The following is a 15,803-nucleotide window of genomic DNA, read 5'->3' as shown; positions in this document are numbered from 1 at the left end:
ACCCTCCTGGTGTAATTCTGTAGGTTACCGTTACTTGTTCACTTTGTTGTACGATTTCCATGCCTTATCCAGCGCCTTAATGACGTCATCCTGCGAGAGCTGACCCGCATAATAGGATTGTAGCGATTTGCCTGCTTCGTCCTTGACCGCTTGCGGGATCGATGGATCTTGGTACGACTTGCCTGCTTTCACATATTCGGTAGCGTCATTAACCCAAGGATAGCTTTTAAACGTATGCACTTTGGAGATCGGGTTAAATTTCAATGCTTCATAGAACGCGCTGGAATCCTTGTCATCCAGCACATAGTTAACAAAATCGAGCGCAACCTCCTTATTCTTGCTTGTAGAGGATACAGCCAGCGAAGTCGAAGTGGACAAATTGATCAGTGTCGCATTGGGATCGTCATTGATCGGCAGCGGTGCTACCCCAAAATCCATCTTCGGATCCGATTTTAAAATCGTTTCCGCAAACCACGGTCCCTGAATCCACATCGCCGCTTTACCCGAGGCAAACGCAGCCGATCCATCATCCCCGCCGATTTCCAGCGCCTTGTCTGTACCGTTACTATTCACCAGATCAATAATGTCGAACATGCTCTTCATTTCGGAAAAGGAGCCTTTATCCTGATTCATCCGGTCGATAAAATCCTTATTCTTTGTGTTCATCATCGCACCCGCTGTCAGCGGCACGAACAGCTGTGGAATCCAGGACTCCTTGTAGGACAACAGGAACGGTTTCACATTATTCGCTTTCAGCTTCTCGACCACAGCCTTCATTTCGGTCAACGTTCCTGGCGGCTGCAAATCCAAATCCTTAAATATCTTTTTATTGTACAAGTAGCCCCATGAGATCGTCTCCAAAGGAACCGCTACGACCTTTCCGTCTTTGGTTGTCACCGAAGGCTTCACACTATCCATCAATTTGTTAACAAAAGGCTGACCGGACAAGTCCTCCAAATAGCCCGCTTTATAAAACGGAGGAATTTCATTCACCGCGTGTAATGCAAATACGTCCGGCGCATCGTTGGATGCGAGTCTTGTCTTCAAAATTTGTGCGGCGTTGTCCGCAGGTGGCATCTCCAGTTGCACTGTAACGTCGATATTTTTATCTTTCTTCTCTTTCGCTACGAACGCATTAATGTATTTATCGTAGTGCTCCTTCAAACGGGGCTGAGCAATAAACATTTTGAGATTCACCGTTTTGCCGTCTCCACCGGAACCGCTGCTGTCACTGCCTGAAGAATTCGCTCCACACCCGGCCAATAACGTGCCAACCAGCATTGTGCTCAATACACCTTTCCACATTTTCATGAAAAATGACCTCCCCTATTTTGAAAATAACTGCTATCCACCGGCAAATCAGTTGTTATTCAAAGCAGCTATGCCGCCGGTCTTCAATCTCTATTCGGCTCTGTGCGAACTTCATAAAGACCAAATTCCTTTGTATCACTCCTTTTGTATACGCTTTCATTATAGGATGGGAGGTCACTTCTGCCATTGGACACCCTTAGCTTATTGGATTGGACTTTTTTAAACTTCCTTCCTCATTTCACCGGGTGCCATGCCAAAATGCTTTTTAAATACCCGATAGAAATAAGACACATCCTCATATCCTGCCATCTCCGCAACTGCTTTAATTGAAACCTGTTTATTGACCAGCCATTCTCGCGCCTTTTCCATTCTTCGCGCTACAATATAGTCCGTTACATTTTGACCATACTCCTGCTTAAATACCTTGCTCATATACTCTTTGCTCACAAAAAAGTTTTTCGCCAACTGCTCCAGTGTAACCGGCCCAGCAAAGTGACTGTCGATATATCGCCGTACCTCTTCTAAATTCAGCTTGTTTTTGTATTTCCGTTGCCGAATGAGCTGATCCAGCTCCTGAACATAGCACGACGATACGAATTCCAGCGCATGTTCTACAGAGGATACGGCATCCTGCGACAGTGGAAATCCTGCCTTTGTCGTAGAAGTATCCAGCCCGTTATCCGCTGCGAGCTCTTTCAGCAGGGAAAGAAGCTCCTGTACCAGCCTGCCCAGCATAGGTGGACTCGGTGCTCCGTAACTCTCCAGCTCCTGCATAACCTGCCTGCAGGTTATACTCACCCCGTCACAGTTCAGCTCATTAAAATAAAGACGCAGCAGTTGCTTATACCGGGTCAGCTTGTGAAAAAACTCATAATCCAGCTCTGTCGCTTCTTGCTGCTGTTCAGCCGCCTTGACCTCCAGATCGTTTTTGCATTTGAGCAGCACTGCATTCAGCTCGGCAGGATTGACTGGCTTTAACAAATAATCGACGGCCTTGTAACGGATGGCATGTTTGGCATATGCAAAGTCATCATATCCGCTCACGACAATGATTTTCACATCAGGACAATGGTTATTTAGCGCTTGCAGCAGCTCCACTCCGTCCGCACCCGGCATGTGCATATCAGTAATCACAATATGGGGAGCTAACTCCCCAACTAGCCTGAACGCCTCGTCTCCGTCCTCAGCCTCACCCACTACCAACATTCCGAGTTTTTCCCATGTGCCAAATGTCTTCAGAATATCGCGATTCCACGGCTCATCGTCCACAATTAATACTCTGATCATACTTTTCCCTCCTCTGCTGAGATGAATGGAATGCGGATGGTAACACGTGTACCAACACCCTGCTCACTATCTATCGTCACTCCGTAGTGCACTCCAAAATTCATCCGTATGCGTGAAGAAACATTGCTCAATCCGATATGACTACCCTGCGCCCAGATCGGTTCCTCCGACGCGTTTTCCAGCCTTGCCCGTACTTTTTCCAGCTTGTCCGGGGTCATGCCGTTTCCATTATCGCAAACCGTAATACACACATCTTCTCTCATAATCTCCACTCGAATTCCTATTCGCCATGCCCCTGCCTTACGGTCAAGACCGTGCTGAAACGCGTTTTCCAACAATGGCTGAAGCGATAGCTTAGGCAGACGAATATCCATCGCCTGTTCTTCTGTCTCCACCTGAAACACTAATCTTTGCGGAAATCGACGCTGCTGGATACTCATATAATGTCCCACATGGTCGAGCTCTGCACGCAGAGAGGCCAAATCCTGAGGTTCTCGTACCACGTAACGGAACATCTCACTCAGCGACCGAATGACTTCATAGGTATCCTCTGGCTTTTGGGAAAACACCATACTTCCGATCATTTGCAGTGTATTTTGCAGAAAATGTGGATGAATCTGTGCTTGGAGCGCTTTCAATTCAGCCGTCTTTTTTTGCAAATTGATACTGTATTCCGTCTGGATATGCTCGCGGATTCGGCCTGCCATCCCATGCAGACTTCTTTCCAGCAGTCCTATCTCATCCGGACGTGTACTTGGCTGTCCAACCGGCCCTTTGATCATATCCAGCTCCTGTACGGAACGTGCCAAATGAACAATCGGACGTGCAGTCCGCCATGCGATGAAAACGGCAATGCAAATAGAAACCAGGATAGAAATTACACCTACGATAATACCGTACAGCATGGTTGAAAAAGCGCTGTGGTTAATAGAGGAAGTGGGTACGATTTTGACTAGCCTCAGTCCAACCACATCCAGATCATTATAGAACACATAATGCTCAGCCGTTTGAATCACTCCGGGGCCCGGCTTAACGTCACGAAGAGCTGTCAGCACATCTGCAGGCGGTGGCGACTGCCGAGCCTGTGCCGGATACATACCCCTGCCATCCGCATCTGTAATAAGCACCTGATGCTCATCCCCTCGTCCCAGCAGGCCCAGCGTCTGATCGAATTGCGACCACAATACATCCAATGAAATAGCCCCCGTCTGCTTCTGGTCTTCAAAACGCCGAATACTGCGCGTCAGAGTAAAGCGTTCCGGGTCAGCAGAGCTTGGACGAATCGAATAATCCTTATTCGCTTGCCACATCTCGGCATACTGCGAGGGAATACCGCTCACTGTCGTAATTTCATTTTGCATACTATTGAAGGTAAACAGGGTTTGCGATTGCTTCAAATAAAGCTGGATGCCGATCACATGACTCCCAGCCGAATAATACACATTCGCCATCGTATTCAGCATTTTTCGCTGGGCATTAAATTGGCTTGAAAGATTGTCAGGCTCGCGCTCATTCAAATAATCGCTCAGATCAGGGCTGATCTGAATGCTGTAAATCAGATGATTCAGACGATCTAGCTGGTCGCTGATATAAATTCCCGTCCATTTCATATTGGACATGTTCGTCTCTACCACTTCCGTTTCCATGGAAGCTCTGCTTTTCTCCGCAGCCAGCACCGTGACAGCAATGACCGGCAGCACAGACAAAACAACCATCGTCAAGATCAGCTTGAGCTGAATGCTACGTCGATACGGGGCCGTCAGCGCCCGGAACCAGCGAACTGCTCGGGTTGGCATAGCGATGCACTCCTCTTTCAGCCATATGCGAAAACGCCCCGCAATTCGCAGGGGCGCTTCATGTACCGGATACTCCCGGGGAAAACCTATATGATATTATTCGTAAGTTGGTTTCAGCTCATTATTCATCATTTACGCTTCTTCGATAATTATAACACCCCAAGGCTCTAATGGAAGCGTTTCTCCTTGGGTAACCGCATGCTCCCCAATCAGCTCCTTGCCGTCTCCATGCGGATAGACCACCGAGCCTGCTTGTTCAGAATAGTTAAAATAGTACCGGATTGTCCGTCCTAGCTCATTCGTGCCGGATTTAACAATGATCGGATAAGACGTTTCCTGATCCAGTCCCCATACTCCTGCCTTTTTGGCTACAGAGCTGAATAGTTCGCGGATGACCGCCGGGCTGACGATACAGCCGATATAGGTCGCTGTTCCCTGACCATAGCGGTTTTGCGTAATTGCTGCATATTTGCCCCAATGCGGGTGATCGTAATAGGCCAATACTTCGGCGGTCGTCGGGGTAATCAGCTCCATCCACGTATCTACCTGATTGTCCTCTGGTGCCACCCCAAAAGGATTATTCTTAAGCGTCACTTTCTTCGGCTCCACGAACAAGCTGTAATGAATGCCGCAGGCTTCGCTAATCACGCCCGGCTGTCGGGACGTTCTCACCTGCACATGCTCGTTGGTAAATCCGCTTCGGAATGTGTATACTACATGACCACCTTTTTCCACATATCGGTTCAGCTTCTCCAGTAGTGCATCTGGGGCAGAATAGAGAACCGGGACGATCAAGAGATCATAGTCGTCAAACGATTCTGTACCTGGATGAACAATATCTGTCCCGATATTCAGTTTATACAACTCGTCATACAAACGACGTACGATGTCATTGTAATTCAACGGACTACTCATATTAAATTTAAACCAGTCAATTGACGTCAATGCTTCGTTGCTGACCAGAATCGCCGTTTTATTTTTCTTTTTCAAGTTGACCAAATGCGGAGACAATCTTGCAAAATCCTTCCCTATGGTCTGTGCTTCCTCATACACTGGATTCGGCTCAAAATCATGGCTCAGCAGACCCTTCCAGTAGGTTTCGAAGGAATTATGGATGGAATGCCAGTGCCAGTATGCCACCATATTGGCCCCTGAAGCCAGATGGCTGAACGCTTGCAGACGCAATTGCCCCGGATAGGGAACCCAGTGGGTAAAAGCCTGCGCTTCCGTTTCTAGCACTAGATAGTTGTTATTTTTCGTCGAACGTGCCACATCGCCACCGAAGGAAATTTCAATACCAGTCAGGTCATCCTGTGATGGATGGTAAATATCCACCCCAGTCACATCAAAGGCTTGCGATGCCGCAAAGTGATCCACGTCTGGCTGAACACCAAAGGAATGACCTCTCCATTCAAAATCAAAGTTTTGCGTAATAAATTGGTCCTCCCGCTTATATTCCTTCACCAGCGCGACCTGCCATGCCAGAAAGTCCGTCACCAGCTTGCGCTGGAATTGGGAAAAGGCTGCGCCCAAACTTCCATTAATCGTTCCGACCACTGAAGGAAAGTCCTCCCAGCTATTGATGCGATTACTCCAATAGTCCAGACCAAATTTGCGGTTTAGCTCCTCCAGCGATTCGAACCGCTCTCGCAGATACTTTACAAATTGCAATTGCACATTAGGCCCACTCGTGTTGTAATGCTTGGTCTCATTATCCGTCTGAAAGCCAATGACCGCCGGATGCTGACTCACCCGTCCGATCAGCTTGCGTATGATTCGCTCGGCATGAAACAGGTACACCGGGTTCGTAATGTCCATAATCTGGCGAGCACCATATTTGCCCGGCCCTTGAGGCGTTGTCGCCAATACATCAGGATGCTCCTTCACCAGCCACGTGGGTACGGCATAGGTGGGCGTCCCCACAATGGCTTCAATGCCCGCCTTATGCATGGCGTCCAGCACCCGATCCACAGAAGTAAAATCAAACACGCCATTTTGCGGTTCATGCGTACTCCAGGTGGATTCCGCAATCCGCACCACGTTGATGCCCGCATCCTTCATCATTTGGATATCCTGGTCCAAACGGTCATATGGCATATATTCATCATAATAGGCAACACCGTACAGTAGCTTTTTCATCAAGTCGTCCTCCAATTAGGTTCATCAGGATTTTGCAAAATTCGATTCCAGCCACTCCGAAGATCGGAGCACTAAGTGCATTCCATATACGGGCTAGTACAAATAGAGTACTGATAATTGAAACAGATATGTCAACATAATCCGCATCACTTTCAAAATGTCTATATATAAGCACTTTCTTTTATATAAAAGCTTATACAATAGCATTTGTAAGCGCTCTTTTATTATAGTTAAATGTTAGATACAATGAGATTGTCTAAGCGGTGTAAAATTTACCCTAATCGAAGGTGATCTGATGATATTAAATCCTGATGTTGATCCATCTCTATTTCATGATTGCCAATGGCTGCCCATTATTGACTGGAATGTGAAATTTTTTGGCGCCCATATTCACCGGGTCCAAGCGGATTGGTGCATGCCGGAGGAATCTCATATCGGTTTTGAAATTGCACTCATTTTAGAAGGTCGTCAGGAAACGATTATGGAAAATAACGTATATTCGGTTGGAGAAGGTGATATTTTAATCATTCCGCCGGGTTTTAAACATGTGAGTCAGTGTGTTTCCCCAAACGGCATGTACTATTTTAGCTCTCATTTTAATGTCGATGATCCATTATTCCGTCAGGAAATGATTAAAAGCAATCAGCTCTTTTTTCCGGCGGGTACTGAAACGAATGCCAAGCTGCAAAAGGTTGTCCATAGCTGGATTGGCATGGTGCGGAAAAGCGGAGAATATACGACAGCAGACCGTTTTCGCATGCAGATTGCCTTATTTGAGCTATTCGGGATATTCTCGCAAATGATATCTACCAGTTTGGAGCCCAGAATTGCGCCTTCATCCGTTCAATATGCCAAGGCCATCATGGAAGCTATTCAATCGAGGTTTAAGCCTTATCGGGAAGATGAATCTGGCGAGCAAGCGTTCCGACTTGAAGATGTGGCGGCTTCTCTCGGGATCAGTCCTGGCTATGCCCAGGAAGTGTTCCGCAAGGTATACGGCTATTCACCACGTCACTATCTATCGGAAACCAAGTTGCATGAAGCTAAGGTGTTGATCCAGCAGCCCAATCTACCACTCAACAAGGTAGCTTCCCTGCTCGGATACTCCAGTCTGGCTCATTTCAGCAGACAGTTCAAGCGCTGGACAGGCACCAGCCCACTTAAATACCGCCAAACGTTAAAACCGATTACTAATGAACAAAGGATTAAGATATAAGGACGGATAGCAAAGGCTCCACCGTGTTATTCAACCCAAAAAAAGAGCGTGACACCGAATATTGCGGCTGTCGCGCTCTTTTGTCTCTATTTTCTACAAGCTGTACCGTTGCCTTAATGATCTAAAATCTTCACCAAGCTCTCATCATTCGGATCACAGCCTAATATCCCCTATATGCTGGTGCACCACATACATCATCCCCATCAGGAATACGGCCAAAGCCAAGTAACCGATGCCGAATTTCCAGCGCGATGATGCGGGTACTTCGTAATACTTATCATTTTCAAACGGAATATAATCAATCCCACACAGCAATCTGAGCTGGTACGCATCCGGCGTCGGTATATGTTCCACACCGTTCAGCCATACATCCTGGACAAGACACTGCTGTGGCAGCAGAAGTGTCTGCTCCACATCCAGACTTTCCATATACACCGTCACATATTGCTGCCCCTCTAAATCCGAGTAGGTATTAAAAGATAATCTGCGCGTGTGCTCCGGTCCAGGCAGCGGATATCCTTGTTCATACAGATGCTGTACGTTCACCAGTGGCTTTTGCAAAAAGGATTGGACCTTAGCCTCTTCTTTATTGCGTTTAACATATTTTTTGTACAAATCGTAGGCAAAGAACGCCCATATCAAGAAAAATAAAAAGGATTTTAAATATACTACGACTACAATTCCACCCAATAGACCCACCAGCCACAGCCAACGCGTCACTGCCGTGGAAATCCGTCCTCCGTCGAGCGGATGAATCGGCAGCAGGTTGATCAGGTTCAGGAAAAAGCCGACATACGAGAGCGCATACAACAGGGGACTGTCTGTTGCATAGGCTCCTGCGTATACTGCCATAGCCCCAATCGTCCCCAGTAACGGGCCGCCCATGGCCACATAAGCCTCTGTCTGCGCATCCAAAGGTTGACGTTTCATGGTGATCAGCGCACCGAGAAAAGGAATAAATAATGGTGCTGATACGGGAAGCCCCTTGCGCTTGGCGGCCAATACATGTCCCAGCTCATGTACAAACAACAGCAACACGAAGCCGACCGCAAATCCCCACGGGTAAATGATCGCATATGTGCTAATCGTTATCGCCATAGATATCAGCACACCGCCAAATTTACTGAATTTTAAAAGGGCAAGTAACGACTTGCCTTTCAGAAGAAGCAATGCTGCTGCACTACCAAGGTACCATTTGGATGAGCCGGATTTGGAATCGGTCTTTTTCTCTTCATTTTGCAAAAGTATCCGTCTCCTTTCTCTAACACTTCCATTGTATCCTGCTATGTGCAGCTTGTAAAAACTTCTCTACCTTCATTACTGTACAGCGTCTGTACGTTTCATCAATTCAACATACTGAATTAACTCTGCCTTTTGTTGCTCTAAAGTATGAATTCTGTTCGTTAACCCGACAAAAAAAGCTTCAATTTGGTCTCTGATAGCATTGGCCGAATGCCCAGTCCATTCATGCAGACGCCCATATAATACACGTGCCGCTTGTTCATCTGTGCGAAGTTTGGCGAGTAGCCAGGTCAGCTCCTTTTCGGCAAGCAATAGCTCTTCCAGTTCGACCCGTAATTGTCCGTTCAAATTACTGGCCACCTCCTATGTATTCATTTTTCTATATCGTTAGTACCTTGTTATTAGCGTTATTAGCTAATATCTGCCTGGATAAACTGCTCTATTTTGTACTCGAGATTGTAAAGAAATTCATTAGTCGTCCGTAAATGCCACTGACTAAATTCCATCATGGAGGAGTCAAGCTGTGTTACAATCGGCTGCAACCGCCGACTCTGACTACTGTGCAAATAGCGTGAAAGCCTGGCTCTGACACGTTGGAAATCTGCATCACATTGTTGTGCATTCGCCTTCCATTTTTCAGCTACAGCGAGTAGATGCTCCGGCATGACTTGAATCGTACCTGCTGAAGCAGATGTTGCCGCCGTTACCAGCGCTGCCTTTTGGAATTGAGTTAAGGTCTGTCCTAATTGATGTATCCAGCCATCCACCGTTTCCATTAGGTTAAAGTCAGATGGAATACGCGGAGATTCCGCGATTCGTTCGCCTGTTACAGGATCATATAGCGGGTTGGATACATAGCCATTCTTATCAAACTTATAATGATTGAGTGAGTGATAGGAAGGCCCACCCAACGTGTTGTCCACTCTCTCTTTTAGTCCTAAGCCTTCATTAGCTGTTTGATAATTATTGTCAATATGGTAGGAAGCTCCTACGTGAAGATCGTACCCTCCCCCAATAAAGCTAGCTATCATATCACTGGGATGCAGAAAATTCGTAATTTGATGGTCAAACTCACCATTTTCTGCTTTCTCTCTGTACTCCGGTGTCAGACTGGAAATGACCGAAGGCGCACAGAATGTAACCGCATTTAACCCTGTATAAGCAGCTACATATTGTGCATTCCCTCCTCCCAGCGAATGTCCAGTTAGCGAGAAGTTGTAGTTTTTGTACTTGTTTTGTATATCCTTCGCATAGTCCTCTGCCTGATAGAACTGGTTCGAGCTGCCGAACAAAGCCTTATCTACGCTTTTTTCTTTCTCTCCCATCCAGTTGTTAAACGCCGTGAACCCTAAAGCGTCGTCCATTTTTTTCATTTTTTCATTATATTCATCTGAATGAATATTCAAGCTACCGTGAATTTTGCGGTTAATTTCAGGAAGTGCAAGAGTCACATCGTTATACAGATCCTGTGGATCATCCGTTTCCGTCCCACGATAGGCGATAACGGCCTGTTCCGTTTCTTCGTTGTAAAATGTGACAGCGGCAAGTCCCGAATCCTCGCGATCGAGCGTGTCTAACACTTTCCAGCCGGGGAGTTCTTCTGATGGTTCAGCACCTTTTTTCATTTTTTTATAGGCCATTTCAGACATTATTTTATAAGTTTCGTCACTTACTTGAAGTGAACTCATACTATTTACACTCCTCTGATCTAGTGATTTTTCTTTTTATCTTGAAAGCCTGGATAAGTCCCATTTTCAATAAGCACCTTTTTTAGCTCGGGACTTATAGCAAAATTCGAAGTTTCCTGATTTTCATAGTTTACAGAAATCGTAAAATCCTCTTCTGCATGACCTATTACATTGCCACTTATATCTACCTTGTTTGTTACATAAGGAGGAAATTTTTTTGCATATGTGATTTCAACGTCTAGTTCGTATTTTTCCTTCAAATATTGAACAGCCGTAGCTTTCGCCTTACTGATCAGTTCAGCATCTTCGTCTTTATTCACCTTGTGGCATCCTCCCAGTATTAAAATAAGGGCTATCAACACCATCATTCCTTTTAGATATCGGTGACTGATCCTAATCATCCCTTTCATATGCGTAACATCCATTTTATATCCACAAAATCCCTTTTATAAATTGTACCTTTTCTTTCCAAAGACAATCAATACGCCATAAGACATGGGATAGGGTTAAGTCTACGGTATCAAATCGGTGTGGAAACCTTCCGTTCTTAGCTGATAAGTTTTATTTCTCGTATAATATCATCCATATTTTTCAATTACATTCCCCACATGTCCATCCTCCTGTCTGTTCTGTTATCATGTAAGAAAACGGAATAACCCAGGAAAGGATTACGAACCATGAGTTTTGAACTTACCCGGCGAGCCATCAGACAACTATGCAGTCAAGCCGCTTATGACGACGGGGATGCCTATTACCGGGCCAAAAGAGTGGCCTTTACACAAATAGATCATGATGAAGGGGTGTACGAAGCTACGGTCAAAGGAAGCAGCTTTTATGCTGTTGCGGCGATGATCCGATCCAATGGAAGTATCCGAGCAGAATGCACCTGTAGCACATTTCAGAGCACCGGACGATATTGTAAACATATCGCAGCTGTTCTCCTTAACGCCCATGATATACGCCGTGGAAAGAGTCTGTCTGTGCGCTCCTACGCCTCCAGACTTCATCCCGGTACTGCCCCAGATACAGCAGGAAGCATGGATTCAGACGGGATGTACACATCTACAGATGCTTCATATGATCACACTGCTAGAACAGCACGATCCTCTGACATCACACAAGGGGATCTCCAGCTGACCGACAGTATGTTAAAGCTATTTGGCCGCAAGCGACCGCTTCGCAGCACACCAACCCTACTGGATACTCGCGCGGTCTTGGATTTTCAGTTCGTGATCCGACCTTTTGCCTACGGTTACCAAAAATATATGTTTGGTGTGGAAATGAAGGCTGGACCCAAACGATTATATATCGTCCAGAAAATTCGTCCGTTTCTGGATAGTATTGACCGTGGGGATAGCTACATGTTCACGAAAAGCTTCTCATACGAGCCTGAGTTGTACCGCTTCCGACCTGAACATGACGCTATTCTCCAGCAATTATCCCAGGTGTGCCACCATGAGCGTATGATTCGGGAAACCTCAGGTACGTATTCATCTTCAGGTAGTCATATGAGCGGCGAGCGAATGCTCCTCATCCCGCCTGCGGCTTGGGAAAAGCTGCTCCCCTTGCTGACAGCAGCACAGGGCGTCTACTTTGAAATTCACGGAAACATGAACGAGGGTATTCCCCAGTCCGACCTGATGCTTCCGCTGCAATTTGAATTTGATGAGGTTGAGGCCGAAACCGAAGGCTACCAGCTAAGCATACAAGGATTGGATGACTTGACCATCATGGAAGACTATGGTGTCGTCATTGCCGATGGCAAGCTTGTCAAACAGAAAGCCGACCCCTTACGGCGTTTGTCCGAGCTAAAACGGATGGTAGAAGTACACCACAGGCGAAAAGTTCAGATCGCGCCAGAGCAGATGGAATCTTTTATGGACAAGGTTGTACCCGGGTTAATGAAGCTCGGACGTGTTCATATAACACGTTCCGTCTCAGATCGGGTCACACAGCAGCCATTGAAGGCCAAGCTGTATCTGGACCGAGTAAGAGACAAGCTGCTGGCAGGGCTGGAGTTCCAATATGGGGATATCATCATCAACCCGCTGGAAACAGATGCACGAACGCCTGGTAACGACCGAATTCTGATACGTGATGGGGAACAGGAGCAACGGATTTTGGAGCTGATGGAGCATAGCTCCTTTGCCAGAACAGACAGCGGATATTTTATGGAAGATGAAGATGCAGAGTATGATTTTTTGTACCATACGGTTCCGCAACTGGAAAAGCTGCTGGACGTCTATGCTACAGGTGCAGTCAAAGCAAAAATAAACAATACTCTGCCTACCCCAAGGATACGCGCGGAGTGGGATGAACGTACAGATTGGCTTGAATTTAAATTTGATATGGAGGGTATACCGGAACCGGAAATTCGCAAACTGCTCAAATCGTTAGAGGAAAAACAGAGATATCACCGTCTGCCGAATGGTGCCTTGCTGCCGCTGGAAACAGAGGAATACAAGGAATTGATTCGGTTCATGAATGAAACAGGTATCCGCAAAAGTGATCTGGATGCAGCGCAAATTCGTGTTCCCGTCACGCAAGGACTGTACTTAATTGATCCTCACGATCATGGGAAAAACCTGACTTTGGGTAAAACCTTTCGCCAGCTACTGGAAAATATACGCAACCCAGACCATCTCGACTTTCCAGTTCCAGACATGCTTGCCCCAATCTTAAGAGATTATCAGGTTTACGGCTTTCAATGGCTTAAGACATTGGCGCATTACAGTTTTGGGGGCATTTTGGCAGATGATATGGGGCTGGGTAAAACGCTGCAAAGTATCGCCTTCCTTGTCTCAGTATTGCCGGAAATCCGCAACCAGCAGCTTCCAGCCATGATCGTGTCCCCTGCATCACTGGTGTACAACTGGCGGAATGAGCTGGAGAAGTTTGCTCCACATATCCGCGTTACTATCGCGGATGGCAGCCCGGAAGAACGCGGCCGGATCATACGGGACGCCGCCAGTTATGACGTCGTCATTACGTCCTATCCGCTGCTACGGCGCGATGCAGATGTGTACAGCAAGCCATCGTTTCATACGCTCATTCTGGACGAGGCACAGGCTTTCAAAAATCATGCCACCCAGACGGCACAGGCTGTTAAGGATGTAAAAGCTCGTTACCGTTTTGCCCTGACAGGAACGCCAGTAGAAAATACGTTGGAAGAGCTGTGGTCCATCTTTGACGTTGTATTTCCTGCGTTATTTCCCGGCGGGAAAAGAGCGTTTCACAACCTGCCTCGAAATGTGATTGCCAAGCGGGTTCGTCCTTTCTTGCTGCGCCGTCTCAAGAGTGATGTCCTCAAGGAGCTGCCGGAAAAAATCGAATCCGTGCAGGTATCCCGGCTTCTGCCAGATCAGAAAAAGCTGTATACGGCCTATCTGGCCAAGCTCCAGCATGAAACGTTAAAGCATCTCAACGAGGAAGGATTTCAGAAAAATCGGATCAAAATTCTCGCAGGTCTAACCCGGCTTCGTCAGCTCTGCTGTCATCCTGGCTTGTTCATCGAAGGATATACGGGAAGCTCCGCCAAATTTGAACAGCTGTTGGAGATCATTACGGAATGTCTCAGCTCCGGGAAACGGATGCTCATTTTTTCACAGTTCACCACGATGCTTCAAATGATCGGACGCGAGCTTGCTCGAGAAGGAGTGTCCTACTTTTACCTGGATGGGCAGACTCCCGCTCTGGAACGAGTCGAACTGTGCAATCGCTTCAACGAAGGAGAACGCGAGCTGTTCTTGATTTCCCTAAAGGCAGGAGGTACTGGCCTGAACCTCACCGGCGCAGATACAGTCATACTGTATGATCTATGGTGGAATCCCGCTGTAGAGGAGCAGGCTACCAACCGTGCACACCGAATGGGCCAGAAAAAAGTCGTGCAGGTTATTCGTCTCGTCGCCCAAGGCACAGTAGAGGATAAAATGTATGAACTGCAACAAAAAAAGAAAAACATGATCGACCAGGTCATTCAGCCGGGGCAAGAAACCCTTTCGGCACTGACCGAGCTGGAGATTCGCGAACTGCTCATGATCTAGCTAATTCCACATGCACAAAAAGGTCCAATCACGGTAGAAATCTTCCCGTATTGGACCTTTTTGCTTCTAATATGATTGTTTGGATCGAGCAGATTAATCCTGTTTTAATACTCTAGGTTCAATGGGAACCAGGTTAGACTCAATCTGGGTGCGCTGAGGCTCATACCATTCAGGCAGCATCAGCTTGTGCCCCAACTCATTCAATTCCTCATCCACCGTAAATCCGGGCGGATCGGTTGCGATCTCGAATAGAATACCGCCTTGCTCGCGGAAGTATACGGCATTGAAGTATTGGCGATCTACAATGCCACTAGTCCCAAAACCCTGCTGGTGAACCCATTCGTTCCACGCTTGATGCTCCGTATCATCCTGCGCGCGCCAGGCAATATGGTGAACCGTACCGGCACCGCCATTCCCCCACGGGACATCTTTGACCGGAATATCGATCAGGTTGCCCAGATCACCTGTCGTCTGATAGCGGATGTAGCCTGCATTTGCGTCTTCTCCGATGAGAGTCATCCCCAGGACGTTCTCCAACACCCCTTGCGTATGTTTGGAATCCGCACTGTACAGTACCGCCCCGCCAAAGCCCTTGATCGCTTTATCCGTAGGCACACCCCCGGCTGTCCACGTGTTCAACGGGCCACCTTCCCGCTCCACCAACTCCAGATGTAAGCCCTCGTTGTCTCGGAACTGGATGAATGACTCGCCAAAACGATTAGCCTTCGTGAAAGATACCTTCAAGCTGTGCAGACGGTTTTCCCAGTATTCCAAAGCACCGGATGGCACGACATACGTCGTAATCCCAACCTGTCCGCCTCCAATCTTACCCTTGCGTGTACCCGGAGCTGGAAAAAAAGTAATGATTGTTCCCGGGCTGCCCTCTTCATTACCAAAGTACAAATGGTATACTTCTGGAGCATCAAAGTTGATCGTCTTTTTAATCAATCGCAGACCAAGTACGCCTGCGTAAAAATCAACATTGCCCTGCGGGTCGCCTGCAAAGGACGTGATATGGTGAATTCCAGCGGTTTTCAATGACATCTTTATCACTCCTTCATTAACATGTTGATTTATTTAC

Annotated in this window: 11 protein-coding genes; 2 read left to right on the top strand and 9 right to left on the bottom strand. The window is 47.0% G+C overall.

Features of this window, described 5'->3' with window-relative positions; translation table 11 throughout:
- Positions 1–30: 30 nt before the first annotated feature.
- The 4 genes from ACWA2B_RS08975 to ACWA2B_RS08960 all read right to left on the bottom strand — a co-directional run bounded on the left by ACWA2B_RS08975 (position 31) and on the right by ACWA2B_RS08960 (position 6,533).
- The gene (locus ACWA2B_RS08975) at positions 31–1,311 is read right to left on the bottom strand and encodes an ABC transporter substrate-binding protein (RefSeq protein ID WP_449291946.1); all 1,281 of its coding nucleotides are present in this window, start codon (positions 1,309–1,311) and stop codon (positions 31–33) included.
- Between the two features lie 219 nt (positions 1,312–1,530).
- Positions 1,531–2,598, bottom strand: a complete 1,068-nt coding sequence (locus ACWA2B_RS08970; protein ID WP_069010948.1) for a response regulator transcription factor — start codon at positions 2,596–2,598, stop codon at positions 1,531–1,533.
- On the bottom strand, positions 2,595–4,394 hold the full coding sequence (locus ACWA2B_RS08965) for a sensor histidine kinase (protein ID WP_449291945.1): 1,800 nt from the start codon (positions 4,392–4,394) through the stop codon (positions 2,595–2,597). The genes ACWA2B_RS08970 and ACWA2B_RS08965 overlap by 4 nt, the downstream gene beginning before the upstream one ends.
- Before the next feature lie 132 nt (positions 4,395–4,526).
- On the bottom strand, positions 4,527–6,533 hold the full coding sequence (locus tag ACWA2B_RS08960) for a beta-galactosidase (protein WP_165148306.1): 2,007 nt from the start codon (positions 6,531–6,533) through the stop codon (positions 4,527–4,529).
- A gap of 295 nt (positions 6,534–6,828) precedes the next feature.
- On the opposite strand from ACWA2B_RS08960, the gene ACWA2B_RS08955 reads away from it, so the two are divergent.
- The gene (locus ACWA2B_RS08955; RefSeq protein WP_029515849.1) at positions 6,829–7,749 is read left to right on the top strand and encodes an AraC family transcriptional regulator; all 921 of its coding nucleotides are present in this window, start codon (positions 6,829–6,831) and stop codon (positions 7,747–7,749) included.
- A 153-nt stretch (positions 7,750–7,902) separates the two neighbouring features.
- Here the strand turns inward: ACWA2B_RS08955 and ACWA2B_RS08950 are convergent, their stop codons facing one another.
- From ACWA2B_RS08950 to ACWA2B_RS08935, 4 genes are all read right to left on the bottom strand, one after another.
- Entirely contained in the window at positions 7,903–8,991 is a 1,089-nt protein-coding gene (locus tag ACWA2B_RS08950; protein WP_449291944.1) for a site-2 protease family protein, read from the bottom strand.
- A gap of 75 nt (positions 8,992–9,066) precedes the next feature.
- Positions 9,067–9,339, bottom strand: coding sequence for a hypothetical protein (locus ACWA2B_RS08945; RefSeq protein WP_029515851.1), 273 nt, complete (start codon positions 9,337–9,339; stop codon positions 9,067–9,069).
- 62 nt (positions 9,340–9,401) lie between these two features.
- Positions 9,402–10,679 (bottom strand): lipase family protein, encoded by a 1,278-nt coding sequence (locus ACWA2B_RS08940; RefSeq protein ID WP_069010945.1) that lies wholly within the window; start codon positions 10,677–10,679, stop codon positions 9,402–9,404.
- Positions 10,680–10,699: 20 nt separating this feature from the next.
- Complete coding sequence (locus ACWA2B_RS08935; RefSeq protein WP_029515853.1) at positions 10,700–10,999, bottom strand: hypothetical protein; 300 nt, start codon at positions 10,997–10,999, stop codon at positions 10,700–10,702.
- 357 nt (positions 11,000–11,356) lie between these two features.
- On the opposite strand from ACWA2B_RS08935, the gene ACWA2B_RS08930 reads away from it, so the two are divergent.
- Entirely contained in the window at positions 11,357–14,722 is a 3,366-nt protein-coding gene (locus ACWA2B_RS08930) for a DEAD/DEAH box helicase (protein WP_449291943.1), read from the top strand.
- A gap of 93 nt (positions 14,723–14,815) precedes the next feature.
- On the opposite strand, the gene ACWA2B_RS08925 is transcribed toward ACWA2B_RS08930, so the two are convergent.
- Positions 14,816–15,766 carry a ring-cleaving dioxygenase gene (locus ACWA2B_RS08925; RefSeq protein WP_318627595.1) on the bottom strand — a complete coding sequence of 317 codons (951 nt, stop codon included), beginning with the start codon at positions 15,764–15,766 and terminating at the stop codon, positions 14,816–14,818.
- Between the last annotated feature and the right edge of the window lie 37 nt (positions 15,767–15,803).

The sequence above is a fragment of the Paenibacillus sp. CMM36 genome, assembly GCF_053570945.1.
The sequence above is the reverse complement of the archived record's forward strand: the minus strand, read 5'-3'. Positions and strand labels throughout refer to the sequence as shown.

What these genes read in the sequence shown, in the direction of transcription:
- ACWA2B_RS08925 (WP_318627595.1), bottom strand. Translation starts at nt 15,766, where the DNA reads ATGTCATTGAAAACCGCTGGAATTCACCATATCACGTCCTTTGCAGGC.
- ACWA2B_RS08940 (WP_069010945.1), bottom strand. Translation starts at nt 10,679, where the DNA reads ATGAGTTCACTTCAAGTAAGTGACGAAACTTATAAAATAATGTCTGAA.
- ACWA2B_RS08955 (WP_029515849.1), top strand. Translation starts at nt 6,829, where the DNA reads ATGATATTAAATCCTGATGTTGATCCATCTCTATTTCATGATTGCCAA.
- ACWA2B_RS08965 (WP_449291945.1), bottom strand. Translation starts at nt 4,394, where the DNA reads ATGCCAACCCGAGCAGTTCGCTGGTTCCGGGCGCTGACGGCCCCGTAT.
- ACWA2B_RS08970 (WP_069010948.1), bottom strand. Translation starts at nt 2,598, where the DNA reads ATGATCAGAGTATTAATTGTGGACGATGAGCCGTGGAATCGCGATATT.
- ACWA2B_RS08975 (WP_449291946.1), bottom strand. Translation starts at nt 1,311, where the DNA reads ATGAAAATGTGGAAAGGTGTATTGAGCACAATGCTGGTTGGCACGTTA.
- ACWA2B_RS08960 (WP_165148306.1), bottom strand. Translation starts at nt 6,533, where the DNA reads ATGAAAAAGCTACTGTACGGTGTTGCCTATTATGATGAATATATGCCA.
- ACWA2B_RS08930 (WP_449291943.1), top strand. Translation starts at nt 11,357, where the DNA reads ATGAGTTTTGAACTTACCCGGCGAGCCATCAGACAACTATGCAGTCAA.